This is a genomic window from Photorhabdus thracensis, assembly GCF_001010285.1.
Lineage (GTDB): Bacteria > Pseudomonadota > Gammaproteobacteria > Enterobacterales > Enterobacteriaceae > Photorhabdus > Photorhabdus temperata.
Genome location: NZ_CP011104.1, coordinates 2018593 through 2037799, shown reverse-complemented (window position 1 = coordinate 2037799; position 19207 = coordinate 2018593). Strand labels below are relative to the sequence as shown.

Annotated in this window: 17 protein-coding genes, 1 tRNA gene and 3 pseudogenes; 10 read left to right on the top strand and 11 right to left on the bottom strand. The window is 43.9% G+C overall.

Annotated features, from left to right (window positions below):
* Positions 1-15 precede the first annotated feature (15 nt).
* Together VY86_RS08680 and radC are read right to left on the bottom strand one after the other, a co-directional pair.
* Positions 16-342, bottom strand: a complete 327-nt coding sequence (locus VY86_RS08680; RefSeq protein ID WP_046974662.1) for a type IV toxin-antitoxin system YeeU family antitoxin — start codon at positions 340-342, stop codon at positions 16-18.
* A 42-nt stretch (positions 343-384) separates the two neighbouring features.
* Entirely contained in the window at positions 385-858 is a 474-nt protein-coding gene (gene radC, locus VY86_RS08675; protein WP_046974661.1) for a RadC family protein, read from the bottom strand.
* Positions 859-1033: 175 nt separating this feature from the next.
* Here radC and VY86_RS08670 point away from each other — a divergent pair.
* From VY86_RS08670 to VY86_RS08660, 3 genes and pseudogenes are all read left to right on the top strand, one after another.
* Positions 1034-1717 (top strand): annotated as a pseudogene (locus VY86_RS08670) (IS630-like element ISPlu16 family transposase); the annotation flags it as partial.
* A gap of 82 nt (positions 1718-1799) precedes the next feature.
* A complete protein-coding gene (locus VY86_RS08665; protein WP_046976644.1) occupies positions 1800-2837 on the top strand; it encodes an IS5 family transposase in 1038 nt (345 codons plus the stop codon).
* 138 nt (positions 2838-2975) lie between these two features.
* Positions 2976-3335 (top strand): annotated as a pseudogene (locus VY86_RS08660) (IS630 family transposase); the annotation flags it as partial.
* A gap of 78 nt (positions 3336-3413) precedes the next feature.
* Here VY86_RS08660 and VY86_RS08655 read toward each other — a convergent pair.
* Positions 3414-4322 carry a hypothetical protein gene (locus VY86_RS08655; protein WP_046974658.1) on the bottom strand — a complete coding sequence of 303 codons (909 nt, stop codon included), beginning with the start codon at positions 4320-4322 and terminating at the stop codon, positions 3414-3416.
* 509 nt (positions 4323-4831) lie between these two features.
* Here VY86_RS08655 and VY86_RS08650 point away from each other — a divergent pair.
* Entirely contained in the window at positions 4832-5446 is a 615-nt protein-coding gene (locus VY86_RS08650) for an inovirus Gp2 family protein (protein ID WP_046974657.1), read from the top strand.
* A 125-nt stretch (positions 5447-5571) separates the two neighbouring features.
* Positions 5572-5790 (top strand): helix-turn-helix transcriptional regulator, encoded by a 219-nt coding sequence (locus VY86_RS08645; protein ID WP_046976777.1) that lies wholly within the window; start codon positions 5572-5574, stop codon positions 5788-5790.
* A 214-nt stretch (positions 5791-6004) separates the two neighbouring features.
* Here VY86_RS08645 and VY86_RS08640 read toward each other — a convergent pair whose 3' ends face one another.
* Genes VY86_RS08640 through VY86_RS08630 form a run of 3 tightly spaced genes read right to left on the bottom strand, consistent with a single transcriptional unit; the run spans position 6005 to position 8539 of the window.
* Positions 6005-6790 carry a hypothetical protein gene (locus VY86_RS08640; RefSeq protein ID WP_046974656.1) on the bottom strand — a complete coding sequence of 262 codons (786 nt, stop codon included), beginning with the start codon at positions 6788-6790 and terminating at the stop codon, positions 6005-6007.
* Between the two features lie 12 nt (positions 6791-6802).
* Positions 6803-7816, bottom strand: a complete 1014-nt coding sequence (locus VY86_RS08635) for a GTPase family protein (RefSeq protein ID WP_046974655.1) — start codon at positions 7814-7816, stop codon at positions 6803-6805.
* A 39-nt stretch (positions 7817-7855) separates the two neighbouring features.
* Positions 7856-8539 carry a WYL domain-containing protein gene (locus VY86_RS08630; protein WP_046974654.1) on the bottom strand — a complete coding sequence of 228 codons (684 nt, stop codon included), beginning with the start codon at positions 8537-8539 and terminating at the stop codon, positions 7856-7858.
* Between the two features lie 916 nt (positions 8540-9455).
* Here VY86_RS08630 and VY86_RS22530 point away from each other — a divergent pair.
* Both VY86_RS22530 and VY86_RS08620 read left to right on the top strand, forming a co-directional pair.
* Positions 9456-9872 carry a hypothetical protein gene (locus VY86_RS22530; protein WP_052760801.1) on the top strand — a complete coding sequence of 139 codons (417 nt, stop codon included), beginning with the start codon at positions 9456-9458 and terminating at the stop codon, positions 9870-9872.
* Entirely contained in the window at positions 9873-11180 is a 1308-nt protein-coding gene (locus tag VY86_RS08620) for a DUF6575 domain-containing protein (protein WP_046974653.1), read from the top strand.
* A 40-nt stretch (positions 11181-11220) separates the two neighbouring features.
* Here the strand turns inward: VY86_RS08620 and VY86_RS08615 are convergent, their stop codons facing one another.
* The gene (locus tag VY86_RS08615) at positions 11221-11742 is read right to left on the bottom strand and encodes a hypothetical protein (protein ID WP_046974652.1); all 522 of its coding nucleotides are present in this window, start codon (positions 11740-11742) and stop codon (positions 11221-11223) included.
* A gap of 299 nt (positions 11743-12041) precedes the next feature.
* On the opposite strand from VY86_RS08615, the pseudogene VY86_RS26465 reads away from it, so the two are divergent.
* Positions 12042-12161, top strand: a pseudogene (locus VY86_RS26465) (5'-nucleotidase); the annotation flags it as partial.
* Positions 12162-12211: 50 nt separating this feature from the next.
* Here VY86_RS26465 and VY86_RS08605 read toward each other — a convergent pair.
* Together VY86_RS08605 and VY86_RS24605 are read right to left on the bottom strand one after the other, a co-directional pair.
* On the bottom strand, positions 12212-13426 hold the full coding sequence (locus tag VY86_RS08605) for a tyrosine-type recombinase/integrase (RefSeq protein WP_046974650.1): 1215 nt from the start codon (positions 13424-13426) through the stop codon (positions 12212-12214).
* Positions 13427-13725: 299 nt separating this feature from the next.
* A tRNA-Sec gene (locus tag VY86_RS24605) sits at positions 13726-13820 on the bottom strand.
* Between the two features lie 232 nt (positions 13821-14052).
* On the opposite strand from VY86_RS24605, the gene prlC reads away from it, so the two are divergent.
* Complete coding sequence (prlC, locus tag VY86_RS08600; RefSeq protein ID WP_046974649.1) at positions 14053-16095, top strand: oligopeptidase A; 2043 nt, start codon at positions 14053-14055, stop codon at positions 16093-16095.
* 5 nt (positions 16096-16100) lie between these two features.
* A complete protein-coding gene (gene rsmJ / locus VY86_RS08595; RefSeq protein ID WP_046974648.1) occupies positions 16101-16844 on the top strand; it encodes a 16S rRNA (guanine(1516)-N(2))-methyltransferase RsmJ in 744 nt (247 codons plus the stop codon).
* Between the two features lie 35 nt (positions 16845-16879).
* Here the strand turns inward: rsmJ and gdhA are convergent, their stop codons facing one another.
* Both gdhA and uspA read right to left on the bottom strand, forming a co-directional pair.
* Positions 16880-18223, bottom strand: a complete 1344-nt coding sequence (gdhA, locus tag VY86_RS08590; RefSeq protein ID WP_046974647.1) for an NADP-specific glutamate dehydrogenase — start codon at positions 18221-18223, stop codon at positions 16880-16882.
* A gap of 259 nt (positions 18224-18482) precedes the next feature.
* Positions 18483-18914 carry a universal stress protein UspA gene (gene uspA, locus VY86_RS08585; protein ID WP_046974646.1) on the bottom strand — a complete coding sequence of 144 codons (432 nt, stop codon included), beginning with the start codon at positions 18912-18914 and terminating at the stop codon, positions 18483-18485.
* Positions 18915-19207 lie beyond the last annotated feature (293 nt).

Below are 19207 nucleotides of genomic sequence, written 5' to 3'. Positions count from 1 at the left end.
CGTTGGGAAATTGAGTTAACGTTGAGTGGGATAGATAGCGATATAAACGTAGCCATAGCTACTGAGCGTATCCGCTTCACAGGTCAGTTCGTTGTTGTACAGCGTTATACGGTGTGCATGGCGAGGGTTAAGCTCACCAGAGAGCAGCATCAGCTCCATCTGTTTAATAAAGTGTGGAAATGCGGCATTCAGTTGGTGGCACTTTTCCTCATTGAAAGTGCCACTTATCCCGGCGCGGTCAGCTAAATAATGTAGTCGATTGCCTTCCTGTACTAACCTTGCGGTAAAGCGAGGCATTACATCGCACCGAAGCCCCCATTCAGGGTTATCGTGTTTTTCCATAGTAGGTTCCTGTTCAGAGCAGATAAGTACGTGGAGTCGGCGTTACAGCCAGCCCATCTCAGCAAAAGACAGCGTATTGCCATCACCGATAATGAAATGATCCAGTACCCGTACTTCCACCAGATTCAGGGCATTTACGATCCGGTCAGTAATAGTGCGATCTGCTTTGCTGGCATCCGTAATCCCTGACGGATGGTTATGTGCGAGGATCACCGCTGCCGCGTTATGGCGCAGTGCTGATTTCACAATTTCACGGGGATGTACTTCGGTATGGCTAATCGTGCCGAGAAATAGAGTTTCATGTTCCAGCAGGCGATGTTGATTATCGAGGTAGAGTACGACAAAGACTTCTCTCTCCTGTCGTGCCAGATGCAGTTGTAGCCAGGTTTTCGTATAACTGGCAGCAAGAAACTGCTCTCCCGGATGGCGCTGGTATTTTTCCAGCAATCGCAGCGCCCGTCGAATAATACGTTGATCATTTACCGAAAAAGCTGGAGTTAAAATTAGTCCAGACATAGTGACTCCTGAAAAGTAAAAGCCCCGCCGCAGTTTAGCGGCAGGGCATGAGATGTTTGATAATGCATACAACTAAATAACTTTTCAAAATAATAGATCACTTGGAGGGAACTCAGTCCGATTTTTGCGATCTGATCAATTGCGAAAAATCCCAAACCCCAACACGGACTGAGTGATGCCTATCATAGCACCTATACCTCAAGATGAATGCCAGAAAATGAGAAAACTTATCCATAAAACCCGTGATAAGAACTATTCCCGTCGATTAACGGCGTTATTGATGCTCAATGAAGGATTGACAGTGACTTATGTCGCCAAGACCCTTCATGCCGCACGCTCTTCCGTCAATCGTTGGGTTCAGTGGTTTACATTATATGGGCTGGAAGGACTCGAAAGTTTACCCGTTGGCCGACCTGTTGTCTGGGATCTCTCCCCACTCTATAACCTCTTACTTTTCTTATTACAGCAATCCCCCCAAAAGTTAGGCTATCTCCGCTCTCGCTGGAGCCTTGAACTCATGACTCATACCCTCAATGAATTACTCAACCTCTCTCTGACGCAAAATGTCCTTTATCGTTACTTTGCTCAGGTGGGGATTGTCTGGCGTAGAGCGGCACCCACAGTGAAACAACCTGATCCCGAATACGATGAGAAAATGGCAAAGATCGCGGAAGCCAAAGCGAACATTTCAGAAAAACATCCCGTTTTTTATGAAGATGAGGTGGATATTGATTTAAACCCGAAAATCGGCGCGGACTGGTGCTTCAAAGGACAACAAAAACGGGTTATCACCCCGGGAAAAAACGAAAAACATTACCTTGCGGGCTGCCTTAATGCCCAAACAGAGCAAATCACCTATGGGAACCTCTAAAAACTTTTCACAGCCACAAAATTGAGTAAAATGTAGGCACAGTACATCTCTGCAAGGTAGCGCTGTCATGATACCGCCTCGTTCTGCTTTAAAAAAAGACAAGCTGGCATCCGAATATCACCGTCGAAAAATCGATGAATTAGGTGATCCGCTACTTGTTCTTGATAAGTATGTTGATTTCTCGGCACTGGCTGACACCATAGACCTTGTCGCGCCACGTATTATTTCTCCCAAAGGTGGACGCCCGCCATTCCCGACTGAGGTGATGGTTCGCATCATTATCCTGAAACATTTCCATAATCTTTCCGATGAAAAGATGGAATATCAATTGCTTGACCGAATGAGCTGGCAACGTTTTTGTCGCTTGACCGATGTCATTAATATTCCAGACCGTAACACGATTTGGTGTTTCGAAAAACGGATTGGCCAGGCAGGTGCCAGAGCGTTGTTTGAAGAGGCGAAGCATCAGCTTTCGACACAGGGATTCATTCCTAGAGGGGGTCAAATCATTGATGCCACGTTGATTCCAGTTCCTAAGCAGCACAATAAGAAGGAAGAGAATGAACAAATCCGTCAGGGTAAAACCCCGGATAACTGGACAGCAAACAAACGATGCCAGAAAGACACCGAGGCAACCTGGACGAAAAAGAACGGTAAAAGTTATTTTGGCTATAAACTGACCATTAATGTCGATACAAAATATAAAGTGATCCGCCACATCGCGACAGGAACCGCAGCTGTCCATGACAGCCAGTTTTTTGAAGCCGTTTTGGATCGGTCAAATACAAGTCGGGACATTTATGCTGATAAAGGGTATGCCAGCCAGATGCGTGAACGTGAGCTGAAGGAACAGGGCTATCGTGTTCATATTCAGAGGAAAGCGTCACGCAATAAGCCCTTATCAGACTGTCAGAAAGGCCGAAATAAGAAAATAGCGAAAACCCGGGCACGAGTAGAACATATCTTTGGCTCATTCTCTCAGATGGGTGAAAAATTTATCCGAACGATAGGCCAGCTGCGAGCCACTTTTGCGATGACTCTGAAGGCAACCTGCTATAATTTACAACGTTTGGTTTATTTTGGAAAATCCGGCATTCATGCCTTTTAATTCCGGTATGTGATGAAAAAGCGATGAGTTTATTTTTTCCCCTGAAAAAGCAAGAAAAAGTCATACACAATAAGGTCATTTATTGGTGAGTGCAAAATTGATCTTATTTTTTGTATTGAGAGTTTTTAGAGGTTCCCCTATGTTAAAGGAATAAAAAAGAATTCTGATTTATTTATCAAAATGTTAGATGAACTGAATCATCAATATCCCCATGCGGAAACCCTCACATTAATCTTAGATAACTACTGTATTCATAAAAGTCAGAAGGTAAAGGACTGGCTGGCACGACATCCAAAATTTACCCTGTTGTTTTTACCGGTCTATTCACCGTGGCTAAATAAAATAGAACGGTTATGGCAATCGCTCCATGAGACAATAACGCGAAATCATTGTTGTCAATTTATGTGGCAGTTACTGAATTATGTTGATGCCTTTTTGGCATCGTTTTCATCACAGCAAAAGCCAGGAAGACAAAAAATGGGTGTAGCACAATTATGAAATCTTATTTAGATGAACCCGATAGTTAAGGAAGTTGAAAGAAACAATCTCCCATTTCACCCTGATATTAAAGACCTGTTATTTTTTAAAAATTGAATCGTCATTAGTAAAAGGATCTTCCGGCTTTGGAAAGGTTCTTAGCTTAACGCTGATAATTTGATTGTCAGCAAAGGTAATATAACGATTGCTGAAAATATCTTCAGACACTTTTTGCATGTCTACCATCTTTTTAATTTGAACAGGTTCATTTAGTACACCAACAAAGTAGCCTCCGGCTCCTCGTGTTTTTGCTTCATTGATATGTAGCATTTGTAAATATTTTCTGTACCGACCAGCTTTTCTGAATGCTTCGGCAAACCGCATATATTTAATATTCATCAGATCGAGATGATAATATTGTTCTCCACCGCCCTGCGGATATAAAGGTGTTAACAGAAAACGGTAGTTTACATCCACATCAGCAGATTCTTTTCCGTTCATTTTCTGGAATGTAATATTTTCTTCGGTAATAATTATCAGACTTATCCACGGCGGGATCTCTGGCATATACATCGGAAGTTTTCCCTGCAAATCATCTATAATAAATCTCTTTAAATTACCCTTGTTAATCCTTCTGGGCATAATGGCTTCAATAAAAGGTATCTGGCATCTGAAACCGGTGTTAACTTTTTTTGGTAAAGACGTGCCTAAAAATATTTCCTGTGCAGAATCATTTTGATTTTTTGAGGGTTCTGTTTTCTTTATGATTTTATTAACCAAGAATTCATTTGTGTAGATGCTATTATATATATTCCCATTTTCCTGAAATTGTTTTTCCAGTTCACCCAGTTGATATTCCCCCTTCATCATCCGGGATCTTATTCCTTCAAGCACCAACTTTTCTATAAATGATGACATTGATATATTTGCTTTTTTACTTTTATTTTTAATGAAATCTTCAACAGACTTTGATTTAAATTTAACAGATATTCTGTTTTTGCTTGCCATAGTGTACTCCATATTAAAGTGCATCACCTTTCGATCATACAAAAGGTGCTGCACTTTTCCATAATACCTTTCACTGTAGGTTTGCGTCGGATCAAAAAATGAGCTTTTTTACGATCAGACCTCTTCTCCATCCGTTACCGCACCTTTAATAAGTAAAAAATAACTGGCGTATTTATGCTATGCGATACCATCAACTCAGCCCTTCCTGTTCGCTTTCAGCGGCGATAACAAGGCTAACTTAAGAGTAGATTTTGTATGGAAGAAGGAAGCAGAGACACGGCAGAAAGCCCGCCGTTACTGGATATTTTGCAGAACCGCAACCCACAACCGATGATTTAACACTGCCGGTATTAATATTATGTTTATCATCCATTCATTAGATTCTACATATATTAAGGCATAAAACCAGATACGAAGATAAGTGATACTACCTTAGAGAGATTGATATCGTTCAGTAAAAAGTCACTTCAGCACTTATGGCTATGTAACCAACCACAAGGAGCTGAACCATGAAACTAAATGAACGCTATGGCAAGACCAATGCACACTATATGAAACGTCTGGAAGAGATTACCCGCTATGCAATGGAGGACTACGCAAGAGTTCTGGCATTTCGGGTGGATTTACGGCTGCCAGTTGATAATCAGCATAAGGGATATGATTCAACGGTCATTACCCGTTTTATCGCATCACTGAAAGCACAGATAGCAGCGTATCTAAATAAGCGCAGGAGAGAAGGTAAGCGTATTTATCCCTGTAAGCTGAGATATGTCTGGGTAAAGGAATTTGGCGAAGAGAAAGGCAACAAGCATTATCATATGCTCCTGCTGGTAAATCGTGAGGTATTCAGAAATACCGCGCTCACTATGGATAGGTCAGCACAATATCGGGGACTGCTGGTGGGGATGGTTGCGCGTGCATGGGCTGTAGCTCTTAAGCGTACTGGAGATATGGCAGATAAAGCGCCATTCCATTTACCGGGCGTGTCTTATGAACTGGATCGCAGGAATGGCACGAATACGGACTTTTACCGTAGCTACATTTACCACATCAGCTATCTGGCTAAGGAGTACACCAAAAACCACGATGACGGCGAACGTAACTTTGGTTGTAGTCAGGGATAGGTAAAAAAGTAATTTATTACCGGAGAAGTGATTGTAATGACGGAGTACGCAATATGCCATTAAATCAACATGTTATTGTTGCGACTCCTGTCTTTAACCCATTCAAAGACAGAAGGACAATCGTCATGAACAATCTACTGACTACCGAAACCGACTTGCTGAGCGATAAACTGGTGGATATGGTGTTTATCACCACATTTACGGGTTTAACTGACAAATGGTTCTACAAGCTGATTAAGGACGGAATGTTCCCCAGACCAATCAAACTGGGCCGCAGCTCCCGCTGGCGTAAAAGCGAGGTAAGGCAATGGCTGACAGAACGTATTGAAGAATCCCGCCATTAACACCCCTGAACCCTTCTCCACACGCTTCACCCTAAACAGCAACCAGGACAAGCGCTATGTCGGTAAACGCCTGACAGTGTTATTTTGCGCGTTATCTGCTAAGGAATGCTATTGTGATTAAATGAAAAACTTTTTGGCTGAATAGAAAATAATAAACAAAGGGGAAATGCCTGATTATTTATCAGGCACTCCCCGAGACCAAACACAGGTAAGTTTAAGAATTAAAGGTCCAGCTACCGGTGTCGGTCACAATGTCAGCTTCGATGATACGGTTGCACCTCATATATTTGAACGTAGCGACATCACCGAATTTATATTTTGCTGGCAAGGCTCTGTTACCGACGCTCTCCATTTTACAGTTTCCTCTGTTTACCCGAATGGATTTCAGCACCACGTTGTCATCAGTGATAGTGAGCTGAATAACGCCATATTTGGTATTCCATCCCTCATTACTGACTGCGCTACCAAACTGAACTTTAAACGGTGGCGTCGTGGATTGCTGTACTTGTTGTTGCTGAGAGGATGTTTGTGTATTTCCCTGCTGGCTACCCAATCCGTTAATACCTCGCTGGAGCAGGCTTTTGGATACTTTAATTGTACCCGGCTTGCATGATACGGTGCTGGTTTCCTGCCCCATTGCATTCATGGCAGTGTAATAAGCATCACCTATACCGTCATATTCTGAGTAATTGACTGCAACCGCGCCTTCGATATCTTCGTTTTCTCCACGTAGCGTATACGAAGCGGTCCCTGCGCTCGGGTTGGCAGCCACAGTCTGTTTCGCTTCGCCAGAAGGAATGTCCAGTTTAATGACTGAACCTCCTTCTTCAGAATCGCCGCCGGGCTTTTCAAAACTGATATAAACGGTATTATCGATGTGGCTGAGGGTCATTTGCTCGCCGTTATCAAGCATGCATTGCAGATCATAGACCCCTGCTGCATGAGCAGAATGTACTGCAAGTAGCGATACAAGCAATGCAGGTATGATAAGTTGTTTCATTATTGTTTTCCTTTATCCAAAAAAATGGTCCCAGGCATTACCAGCCCACTCGATAAGTCTGTCTTTACCCTTACGGGCAAGCTCTTTGACTGGCTTTGGTAACGGAACAGAATCAATAACGTCGTCAAGTATTCCGGAGATCACGCTGCCGAAACCGCCTTTTGCTTCCGTCTTTACCTCTTCGGTTTTGAACTCATCCTTAAACTGCGAAGCCGTGCTGCTTTTAGCCCGATCAGGCAAAGCGCGGATGATAGTTTCTACCAGACGAAGGATGTTGTAGCCCTCATCGGCGGAGACAGGTATCACTGGATAGTGCGTAAAGCCAAATCGTCCAGTAATGTAGGCTTCTTTCTTTTCGATGTTGATGCGCTGTGCAGGGGATGGCTGATGCAGATGAGTATCCCACTCACGGAATGGCTCAATTTTATCAACCTGGTTGAGGATGAATAAAACGCGCTCACCCCCACCGGCAGGGAGCAGGACATTGTTGTAGAAATGCTCATCCGCAGAAAAGGCCCGATCGTCTCCTTTTATCACCCAGAGGATGAGATCCAGGGAGGGAAGCAAATTGCGGTATAAATCTTCATACTCTTTATCCCGCAAGGCATTCTCACCGACACCAGGTATATCGATTATTTTTAGTGAACGTTTGCCGAAGCGTATACGCAGCTCCTGAGGCTCACGAGTACATGCCTCAACGTCGCTAACTGCACACACTTCCCCTTTAAACAGCGCATTACATACGCTGCTCTTCCCTGCGCCTGTCTTACCCATAACCCCAATAACAGGTTCATAATCGATAGCTTCGCTGATTTTGTTAAACAAACCTTCCCGCAGAGACTGAGGGAAAAGATCAAGAATATCCCTGATGTCGGGTATGTGCGGGGTACTATCAGATTTTTGCCCATTGTTACCGTTACTTTCCGGAACAATATTGCCCCACATTCCCAAAATTCCCCTTTCTCTTGTGGTGACGCCATTGGCATCAGTAATCATCCGGCCTTCGCCCTTTACCGGGTCATCCATACGAGGTCTCCTTATTTAGTTTGAAATGAACGTTGTCTGTTACTCTCTGAAGGTCTGAATAACGTCGCTGATGAAACGAAAGTGAGGGAGGGCCGAAATGAACTCTTCACTGGCAGTCAGAGCGTCAAGTTCGGGCTTTCTGCGAAAAGAAGTATCCAAAACGGATACTGCGTTAACCTCTTCCATCCGAAACACCTGTAGTCTTCTGGTGCGGGTCGCGACAAGAAACCAGCTTTTGGACTGAAATATCAGACGTCGGGGTGCCACTGCTTCGTAGCTTTTCCCATTAACGAATAATGTAACGGCCCGGTAGTCGCGGATAGCTTCGGCCAGTTGTAGAAAACTAGTCGTCTGGGTGACTGGCGATGGTAGACCACCATGTCCGATAAGACATGGCGATCCCCCGGAACTATTGGTAATCAGTCGGATCAATCTGCGGTTTTGAGCCGGAATAATCCCCGATATCCCGGAATTACGGATAAACGCAAAGGTATTGGGTAAGTGCTCCCGGCCCGTTCGGCGGGTAAGTCGGTAGCTGCCGCTGGAATGCTCAAGATCCAGATGGATCAGACGCTGCTGAAAATCCCGCTGTAGGGTGCGCTCTGAGACACCAAACTCATTAGCCAACGCTTTCAGCTCCAGAGATTCGCCAGCCAGCAACCGGCTGATAATGACCGATAGCCTGACGGACAGGCGGTCATAATGATCATGCTGTGTTTTCATTGTGAGGACAGTCCTGTACTCCCGAAATATCCAGGTATTGATATGGGAGATTATGCCGCACTGGTACGACACGTTATGTCGTACCAATATGGTGCGCAGAGAAAAAATGGTGAAGAAATAGATATTTGCTAATCTATTGAAATTTAATAAATTAATATAAATGAAACGCCAGAATACGATCTGAATATGACACGGAGTGTCGCATTTCGTGAGGGAGGGCACTGGCTATTCATGGAAATGATTTAGTTCTGAAAATCGTTATAAACCAATAAATATCCGCGCATTGATTGCGTTGCTATAGCGCCTGATGTAGGCGAACCATTTTGAGGCTTGCTTTTTGGCAGACTAAACAGCATTTATCAACAAATGGAGGTTCAGCTATGTGTTATTCACTAGAGATGAAAATGGGTACGATCAGTCTCTTTACCATATTGTATCGAAAGAAGCTGTGGAAATGGTGTTGGGTGAAGCATCTCTTCCGGGAGTAAATGTTACCAACGCCTGCTCCGAACTTCCCTTGCGCGGTAGATATCTAGGCTTAAACCCGAGGTTCTCAAACAGCAGAGTAAAAGGATCAACTTAGGTCGTTCATCGGCAAAAGCTTACCGTGCGGATACTTCTACCTAGAAGTAACATTCATTATTTACATATAAGCGACCTGAACTTCATTTTCGCCTTTGGATTGAATCTAATTATTTGATTTTTTTATGTTTTAATGTAATGAGTTAAACAATTAAGACAAAAATTATTTAGATTGTGAGAGAATAAAATTTTCTGTTATGTACAAATCCGTCTACAATGGCGGTTCGTTGAGCTAAAGTAGCGCCACCTAGCATCCATTTGATTTTATACTGTTTTCAGGCGTTACTGGGGTTGCAGCAGCACATTCCTGAGACTGATTAGAGAAAGAAACCAAGTGAAGAAAGACGAAGATAAGGATAGTTGGCCGGATTTCTATCCTTCTGATCTGGTGCTTCCTCCCAAGGATGCTACAGATGCAAATACAGAGGAGATGGTTTACCGACTGGTCAAAACGATTCCACCAACGGAGATGTGCTTTCTAGCTACTCATCAAGAGCAGCCAAACAGGCATAAGAAATGCACTACGTTGGAGCAAAAACAAGCTGTTTACGGTACCAGCGTGTGGGATAGTAAAGATCTGTTGGTTGAGGCTATGGCCTCTTTGCCCGAAGCGTTGAAACAGCGCAAGCTCGCTTGCGGTAAGTTAAATGCCGGTATGGGTAAGATGCGCAAAACGCTTGTTGCGGGACATTTCACACTGTGGCTTAAAAAGAATAGCCGCGTTCACCTGAATTTTAGTGAGGTGAAATAAATGGATATATTCGCCAGTTACCCACCATTAGGTCAGCTCAGAATAGTCAATGTCTATCTTGAGTTTGAGGGACCAAAAATTTTCTATGCCGAAAACGAAAGTGGTTCAACTTTCTTCGTTTATTGGGTAGGGGATGATGCAGATTACGAACATTGGTATGTCTTACCGTGTTCTAAAGCCAGAATCATTGCTTATGAGAAAGCAAAAATCAGCCTGCGGGATATGCTTGAATACCAAGAGCAGGAGCATTTCTGCGCGCTCTCTCTTCCATTTTCAGCGGAATTTAAGTTAATCGCAGAGTTCAAACATAAAAATAAAATAGCGGAAATTTCGCTCCCAGCTCAGGGTATTTTTGTGAAGAGAGTCGTAACCTATGCTCCTAGCTTACTGAATAACAATCTTATTCCCACACATGAGATTATCGTCTCAAAAGCAAGTAAGCAGGCGAAGAAAAACGTTTCTCTTGAACACATGAGCCAAGTGTGTGATCGCTTTAGTGAGTTGGTTTTAGGATTCAACAAAGCAAGAGGTGTAAAAGGGGGCATGCAGGCTCTAAATGCACGCTATGGCTCTTTTGCCATTTCACTCCATGCGGAAGAACTCACAAAATTTGAAGCATTCCTAGGCCAAGTATCCACGCTCATGGTGAATAAAAAGGATATTCTTCCCATATTAGAGCAAAACGACATTGATATTAAAGTGTTTCTCAATCTATTGAAAATAATAGATTTATCAAAAATAGATTTTGAGTTTCGTTCGTCCGCCTTACCGGATCAAATTATTAAGATCTATAGACTTGATGCACTATTATATTTATCCAAACTTAAAAGACGTGCATTAACCTATGTCTCATCTATAAAAGTGCCCCAAGGAAATGATATTGAAAAGGTATTTCAGTATGTAGAACTGAAATGGAAACATGAGCCAGTCACTGCTGAGAATCTGAAGGTGCAATCTCGTTTAGTGGAGTATTATCGTTATGCTGCACTTATTTTGGGGTTCTTGGAATACAATGGCGAATTGACCCCCCAAGGCGAGCGTTTGGCGCTATCTGATGAAGCAACTCGTTATCGGATTACAGCATATGCCTTTGAGGCTAGCGAGTGCGCTTGGGCATGGATGAATTATTGTGATATCACAAGCCTTGCAGATATTGATGCTAGTACAGCAATAGACTTTTTAACCCAATGTTGCCCATCTCTTTCTGGGGATACGATTTCCCGGCGAGCCAACACCCTAAAATCTTGGTGTAAACAGCTTAAGCCCCATTATATTAATCTGGGGCCAAGTGTGCAGGAAAAAAGCTGAAATTAATAGTACCGCAGAGTAAAGAGAGCCATGGCTCTCTTTACTCATTAGCGACATGCTTTGACAACTTTTGCAGTTTAAGCACGAATACATCCCAGTTATAAGAACAAATTGCCCCTAGAGAAAGGTACCCAATCCTGACACTAGACAGTTCGGAATTAATACTCGTTCCGCCGTTCAAGACCATCAATCCGCTGTAAAGCAAGCAGAAGATAAGTAAGCCAATAACGACTGATAGTACAGGTGCCATGAGATAGCCCCACAAATGATCTACGTCCAATGTTTTGGTCACCGCTGAGTATTTGTGTAGAGAGGTTATACTTAGCGTTGCCCCCCCAAGTAAAGCTCCAGCAACGGTGAATGTAGCTAGCCTGATTTCATCACTGACTACAAACTCGCCCGTCGGCTGAAGTAAGATGCGCAGAAAAGTGTAATCTCCCGACCATGCAAGAAAAAGATACCTGAGGGTGATTAAAGTACAAGCCATGATCCAAATAAAGAGAAGCAAAGAGAGAAAAAGTCGCCATCCGTTTATACTAGTTTCTTTCAGTTCATTGCTCACATTGAGTCCTCTTGAGTCTGTACAGATATTATTCACTGACAGTGAAACGTCATTTTCTACGAAATGAACATTGCGTCCTGACGATTTGATTCGCTGTCTTTGCGAGGATAATAGTTTTTGACATCAGAGTCTTGTTTTTCGGTTCGAGTTCGCAAAAGGGAACTGTCTTTCCTGGAGTCTATTTCTATTTTCTGGTTTCTGGTTTCTGGTTTCTGGTTTCTGGTTTCTGGTTTCTGGCACAAAAACTGAACCCTTAATTGTTTGTATGAATATGTAATTCTTTTCATAAATCCTGTTGTAAGCCGCACATTTTCTTTGACGATCAGGATGTGCATTTGATTACCATCGCAAAGATTGTGCTATTCGTGAAAATACCTTATGCAAGTAATTCGGAGCTTATTGAAAACAAAGCGTTATGAGATTTCGAAATAAATAGCCATCTTTACCGCTGGATGGCTATTTTATCAATTTATGCTATTTTTCTAAATGACCTTGCTATTACAGCCCCACCTTTCCCCAACTCACCAATATAATCCGCATACCATTGCATCATCTCCTTACGCCCATCAAGATACTGCGCATGGTTATACGTCCCGCGAATCGCGTTCTTATCAACGTGTGCAAGCTGCGTTTCAATCCACGCTGAGTTAAAGCCCTGCTCATGCAGAATGGTGCTCATCGTGTGGCGGAAGCCATGCCCTGTTAGTCTGCCTTTATACCCCAATAACTCAATAACCTGATTGATGCTTTCCTTGCTGATAGGCTTGCGAGGATCGTTCCTGCCGATAAAAACCAGCGGGTGATGCCTTGAGATCGGTTCAAGTTGCTTAAACAGTGCAACAACCTGCTCTGAGAGCGGCACAATGTGAGGCCGTTTCATTTTCATCACTTCTGCCGGGATCTCCCATAGTTTTGTCTCAAAATCGATATCCTCCCAGCGTGCGAAACGCAATTCTTGTGTCCGTACACCGGTTAACATAATGATCTGAGTAGCTGTCTTCGTGATGATACTGCCGGTATAACCCGCCAGGTCGTTAAGGAAGTGAGGAAGTTCATTGGCAGTAAGGAAGGGGAAATGTACTTTTTTCGGCGTAGCTAAAGCACTAGCAAGATCAGGAGCGGGGTTGTAGTCGGCCCGGCCAGTAACAATTGCATAGCGGAAGACCTCGCCACAGCGCTGACGGACCTTGCGCATTTTCTCCAGCGCTCCGCGTTTCTCCATCTTACGCAGTGCTTCCAGTAGTTCCATTGGTTTGATTTCAGCAATAGGGCGCTTGCCGATGTAGGGGAAGATATCTTTCTCAAAGGTATCGAGGATTTCATCGCGATAGCGTAATGACCAGCGATCGGCTTTCGTCTGATGCCACTCGCGAGCAACGGCCTCGAAAGTGTTTTTCAAACTCATCTGCTGCGCGATTTTTTCTTCTTTTTTTGCCTCACCCGGATCGCCGCCAGCCGCAAGTATTTTTCTGGCTTCACTGCGTTTCTCACGTGCGTCGGCCAGCGAAACATCGGGGTATACGCCAATAGAAAGCATCTTCTCTTTACCGGCGAAGCGGTACTTCATACGCCAATATTTTGAACCATTAGCGTTAATCAGCAGATACATACCGCCGCCATCAGCCAGCTTATAGGGCTTTTCTTTTGGCTTCGCAGTTTTCACTTTAACATCGGTTAGCGCCATGACATCCTCCGGCTTTTGATGAATCCATGCTCCTGGGGGGATTTCCGCCAGTAACTAACCTGATACCCCCAATGAACCCCTTGTATAACAAAGAAATCGTTAAAACCTATTGTTATATCTCACATTTTTACCATTATGGGGGTGTTAATAATTTAAGGGGAAATAACACCCCCTAATGTACCCCCAAAAATAACTTGATGCAGGTTGAAGTCGGTTGACCTCAGGATACAAAGAAAGCCTGATATATAAGGGTTGAGAAGAGGTTTTATTGACTTCGGGAGAGTTCAGTAGAGGCAAATTGGCAGAAGATCACAGGAGTCGAACCTGCCAGAGACCGCTGGCGGCCTCATCTGGATTTGAAGTCCAGCCGCCCCACCGGGGACGATGATCTTCCATATCAATACGAAAGAATTATGAAAATACGCTGATTATAGCGCGTGCTGTAAGGCTTCTGAATCGATCCGTGGAAACAATTCATCAATTTCCTAAAAAGCATTAAATTTTGTTGTTAAAAAACTCGATATTCGCGTTGAGTTTGCCGAATTTTACCTACATCTTATTAGCCGATACCCATTACGATACACTGCTCGTTCAGCCATGTATCCCAAACACAAACAGGACCCTATATGACTAATCCGTTACTCGTTCCATCAGGTTTACCAAAATTTTCCTCTATTAAACCAGAACATGTTGTTCCTGCTGTAAAAGAAGTCATTGCAAATTACCGCCAAACTGTCGAAAAAATCCTGGCCGAGAATACCGTTTTTACCTGGGATAATCTGTGTCAGCCACTGGCTGAAGCAAATGATAAACAGTCACGTGCATGGTCACCAGTCAATCATCTGAATTCGGTTAAAAACAGTCCGGAGCTGCGTGCAGTCTACGAAGAAAGTTTACCATTATTGTCTGAATTCAGTACCTGGTTAGGTCAACACAAGGGCCTGTATCAAGCATATAAGTCATTACGTGAGAGTGCTGAGTTTGAGAAACTCTCTCAACCTCAACGCAAAGCTGTCGAAAATTCACTGCGCGATTTTAAACTGTCAGGTATCGGTCTGCCTGAGGAGAAACAGAAACGTTATGGCGAGATCAGTGCGCGTTTGTCAGATTTAAGTTCTCAATTCAGCAATAACGTGCTTGATGCCACTATGGGCTGGACCAAGTTAATTACTGATGTGGAAGATCTGTCTGGTCTGCCTGAAAGTGCGATTGCCGCAGCTAAAGCTCAGGCAGAAGCGAGAGGAAAAAAAGGCTGGTTGCTGACTTTGGAAGCGCCAAGTTATCAGCCAGTTATCACCTATGCAGAAGACCGTGAATTGCGTCGGGAAATTTATCACGCTTATCAAACTCGTGCTTCTGATCAAGGCCCAAATGCCGGTAAATGGGATAACAGCGAAGTAATGGCTGAAATCCTTGCACTACGTCATGAGCAAGCCCAATTACTTGGTTTTAAAAATTATGCTGAACAATCTCTTGCAACCAAAATGGCAAAAACGCCTAAGGAAGTTTTAGATTTTCTGAATGATTTGACAAAACGCGCTCATCCGCAAGGTGAGGAAGAAGTAGATGAGTTAAAATGTTTTGCGAAATGGCATCATTGCACCCACGAGCTGGAAGCTTGGGATATGGCTTATTATGCCGAAAAACAAAAACAGTATAAGTTTTCTATTAATGACGAGCAGTTACGTCCTTACTTCCCTGAACAACGAGCTGTTGAAGGGCTATTTGAAGTTGTTCGCCGTATCTATGGCATTACAGCCAAAGAACGCCATGATGTAGAAACCTGGCACCCGAATGTCCGTTTCTTCGATCTATATGATGACAAAAATGAGCTGCACGGCAGTTTCTATATGGATCTCTATGCGCGCGAACATAAACGGGGCGGCGCCTGGATGGATGAATGTATCAGCAAGATGCGACATTCCAACGGCGAACTGCAAAAACCAGTCGCTTATCTGAACTGCAACTTCAACAAACCTGTTGGTGGTAAACCAGCCCTATTCACCCACAGTGAAGTAAACACGCTGTTCCATGAGTTCGGTCACTGTCTGCACCTGATGCTGACCCAGATTGAAACTGCTGCTGTTTCCGGTACTAATGGCGTGCCATGGGATGCGGTTGAGATGCCAAGCCAGTTCATGGAAAATTGGTGCTGGAAACCAGAAGCACTGGCATTTATTTCCGGTCACTATGAAACTAAAGAGCCTCTACCGCAATCTATGCTGGATAATCTTTTAGCAGCGAAAAACTATCAAGCTGCAATGGCTATGCTGCGTCAGCTTGAGTTTGGTCAGTTCGATTTCCGCCTGCATGTTGAGTATGATCCAGCAAAAGGTGCTCAAATCATGCAAACTCTGAAGAAAGTGAAAAAATTAGTTTCCGTAGTACCTTCACCTAAATGGGGCCGTTTCCCTCACTCATTCAGTCATATCTTCTCCGGTGGTTATGCCGCAGGTTACTACAGCTATCTGTGGGCTGAAGTGCTGGCAGCTGATGCCTTCTCACGCTTCGAAGAAGAAGGGATTTTCAACCGCGAAACTGGGCAATCTTTCCTTGATAATCTTCTGTCCCGTGGTGGTTCCGAAGATCCAATGGAACTGTTCAAACGTTTCCGTGGCCGTGAACCCAAACTGGATGCCATGCTGCGTAGTTCTGGTATCAAAGGATAATCAGGGTGGGTATCTGTTTAATCTGTGAACAAGGCGCTGATAGCAGCGCCTTATCTCAACTGGCGGAGCGCTGGCAACTGGTACATGACGAAAACGCTGTTATGGCATTGGTTCTTACACCTCAACACCTAGAACTCCGTAAAAGGGATGAGCCCAAACTGGGTGGCATCTATGTGGATTTTGTATCGGGCACAATGGCACATCGCCGCCGCTTTGGTGGCGGACGAGGTGAAGCAGTTGCTAAAGCCGTAGGAATCAAAAAAGATTATCTGCCAACCATCGTGGATGCTACCGCAGGTCTGGGACGTGACGCCTTTGTACTGGCATCACTGGGTTGTCATGTAAGAATGCTGGAACGTCATCCTGTGGTCGCAGCATTGCTGGATGATGGGCTTCAACGTGGTTATCAGGATGAAGAAATCGGCGGCTGGCTGAGAGAACGCATGACATTGCTCCATGCCTCCAGCATCACGGCTCTGACCGATATTACTCCACAGCCTGATGTGGTTTATCTTGATCCTATGTATCCGCATAAGCAGAAAAGTGCACTGGTGAAGAAAGAGATGCGAGTGTTTCAGTCTCTGGTTGGTGCTGATGAAGATGCTGATAATTTGCTATCCCCTGCACGAGCTCTAGCAAAACGCCGGGTTGTGGTGAAGAGACCTGATTACGCAGAACCCTTAGCTGGAATAGCTGCATCAGCGGCTATCACCACAAAAAACCACCGTTTTGATATCTATCCTTGTTAAAACATCAGCCGCATATTGCGGCTGATCACGTTAATTTACAGGATACCCTGAGAGAGCATAGCGTCAGCAACTTTTACAAATCCGGCAATATTCGCCCCCTGAACATAATTGGTCTGTTTGCTCTCGCCACCATACTCAACACAGGCGTGATGAATATCCAGCATGATGTGATGCAAACGTGCATCCACTTTCTCAGCCTTCCAGCCTAAACGTGCTGCATTTTGCGCCATTTCCAAACCAGATGTTGCCACGCCACCCGCGTTGGCTGCTTTACCTGGTGCGAATAGCACGCCTGCTTCAATAAAGGCTTCAGTCGCTGAAATGGTTGCTGGCATATTCGCACCTTCAGCTACAGCTTTAACGCCATTCTTGATAAGGACCTTAGCCGCATCCAAATCCAACTCGTTCTGAGTAGCGCATGGCAAAGCGATATCAACCGGCACAGACCAAGGTTGTAACCCTTTCAGGAAAGTCAGCTCCCGCTCTTTGGCATATTCTTCCACTCGACCATAGTGCTGGTTTTTAATCTCTTCAAGGTGAGCCAGTTTCTCCAGCGTGAAACCTTCTTCATCAACCACTGTGCCACCGGAATCAGAAGCGGTAACCACTTTCGCCCCCAGCGCCATGCATTTCTCAATAGTATACTGTGCAACGTTACCAGCACCGGAAACCGATACCCGCATACCATCAAAGCTCATACCATGACGTTTCAGCATGGCATTGGTGAAATAAACCAGACCATAACCAGTTGCTTCCGGGCGAATCAAACTACCGCCGAAAGAGAGACCTTTGCCAGTAAATACACAAGCAGTGTTATTAGAGAGTTTTTTCATCATCCCTGACATAAAAGCCACTTCACGGCCACCCACACCAATATCCCCCGCAGGAACGTCGGTATTGGGCCCCAGATGGCGGTACAATTCTGTCATTAACGCCTGACAGAAACGCATCACTTCGCCCTGACTTTTTCCTTTGGGATCAAAATCTGAGCCCCCTTTACCACCACCCATCGGTAAAGTCGTCAGCGCATTTTTCAAGGTTTGTTCAAAGCCAAGGAATTTCAGAATAGAGAGATTCACTGATGGATGAAAACGCATACCACCTTTATACGGACCAATAGCTGAGTTGAACTGCACCCGCCATGCACGGTTTACCTGAACCTTACCTTGATCATCTACCCAGCAAACCCGAAACTGGATAACCCTTTCCGGCTCTACCATACGCTCCAGCAAGCTTTGTTCACGGTATTTCGGGTTTTGTTCAAGGAACGGCCAAAGAGAAGTGAATACTTCCCGGACAGCCTGAAGATATTCTGGTTGATATTCATCCCTGAGTTGAATCGATCCAAGAAATGAAGACAAAGATAGTAAACAGCTCATAGTTATTCCTTATTTCTACTTTGGTTGTAATGTCTCCTCAGCAATTTTCTAATAATTATTTTTGTCGAAAATGTGAGGTAAGTTGCGTTTGCCCTTTGAATATATCACTGTTCTATATTCATCTTTCAAGAAGTTTTTTTACAGAAAGGTAAAAAAAATTTCTTGATTGCATCGGGCATAAACCAAACAACACCTCATTTCATTAAAAAAAACACCTGCATAAGCAGGCGTTTTTATCGAATAATTTTTCAGTTTATGGCTATTCATCGTCACGCAGAGGAACAATCAGCATATCAACATGAATAGTGTTAATCAGCTGACGCGCGGAGGACATCAGTTTGCTCCAAAAATCCTGATGATGACCACAAACAACCAGATCTATGTCATATTTCTTAATCGCATCAACCAATACCTGAGCCAGATCACCGCTACCGCTCAGAGTTTCCTGAATATCATAATCTGTATTTGCGGAGAGCTCTTTCAACGCATTACGAGTCTCGTCAGTAATGCGTTGCTGCATATCACCGAGATTAACATCAATCAAACCGGTGTAGAGATCGGAATAGTTAACATCAACATGGATCAGGGAAACTTTGGCATTGTACGGCCTTGCCATGGAAATGGCTTTTTGTACCAATACCTGACTTTCCGGGGATAAATCAACCGCAACAAGAATATGTTTATAAGCCATAAGCGAACTCCTTCCATAATGCCGATTAAATGAGTTGGCAGGGCAAATTGCCACTATCCTGTGTCTATTACTATAACTACTTAGAATGTCCTTAAAATGCTGTTTCGATCACAGCTCATCATTGGCTATCCAGCAAAGAACATTCACCAAACAACATATACCACAATAGCTATTCCTGCTACTTGATAGAGAACAAAATCAGGCTCTGGGTTTATGATCTTTCTTGTCCAATCCATGTTTTTCAATGCTCAAATCGAGTTTTTTACGTAGAACCCCAATAATCTGAGGTAAGT

Excerpts from the sequence above, each read along its gene's own strand:
- VY86_RS08655 (WP_046974658.1), bottom strand. The coding sequence starts at position 4,322 with ATGGCAAGCAAAAACAGAATATCTGTTAAATTTAAATCAAAGTCTGTT.
- gdhA (WP_046974647.1), bottom strand. The coding sequence starts at position 18,223 with ATGAGCTGTTTACTATCTTTGTCTTCATTTCTTGGATCGATTCAACTC.
- VY86_RS08620 (WP_046974653.1), top strand. The coding sequence starts at position 9,873 with ATGGATATATTCGCCAGTTACCCACCATTAGGTCAGCTCAGAATAGTC.
- VY86_RS08605 (WP_046974650.1), bottom strand. The coding sequence starts at position 13,426 with ATGGCGCTAACCGATGTTAAAGTGAAAACTGCGAAGCCAAAAGAAAAG.
- VY86_RS08645 (WP_046976777.1), top strand. The coding sequence starts at position 5,572 with ATGAACAATCTACTGACTACCGAAACCGACTTGCTGAGCGATAAACTG.
- VY86_RS08630 (WP_046974654.1), bottom strand. The coding sequence starts at position 8,539 with ATGAAAACACAGCATGATCATTATGACCGCCTGTCCGTCAGGCTATCG.
- VY86_RS08635 (WP_046974655.1), bottom strand. The coding sequence starts at position 7,816 with ATGGATGACCCGGTAAAGGGCGAAGGCCGGATGATTACTGATGCCAAT.
- VY86_RS08680 (WP_046974662.1), bottom strand. The coding sequence starts at position 342 with ATGGAAAAACACGATAACCCTGAATGGGGGCTTCGGTGCGATGTAATG.
- uspA (WP_046974646.1), bottom strand. The coding sequence starts at position 18,914 with ATGGCTTATAAACATATTCTTGTTGCGGTTGATTTATCCCCGGAAAGT.
- VY86_RS08650 (WP_046974657.1), top strand. The coding sequence starts at position 4,832 with ATGAAACTAAATGAACGCTATGGCAAGACCAATGCACACTATATGAAA.
- VY86_RS08640 (WP_046974656.1), bottom strand. The coding sequence starts at position 6,790 with ATGAAACAACTTATCATACCTGCATTGCTTGTATCGCTACTTGCAGTA.
- radC (WP_046974661.1), bottom strand. The coding sequence starts at position 858 with ATGTCTGGACTAATTTTAACTCCAGCTTTTTCGGTAAATGATCAACGT.
- prlC (WP_046974649.1), top strand. The coding sequence starts at position 14,053 with ATGACTAATCCGTTACTCGTTCCATCAGGTTTACCAAAATTTTCCTCT.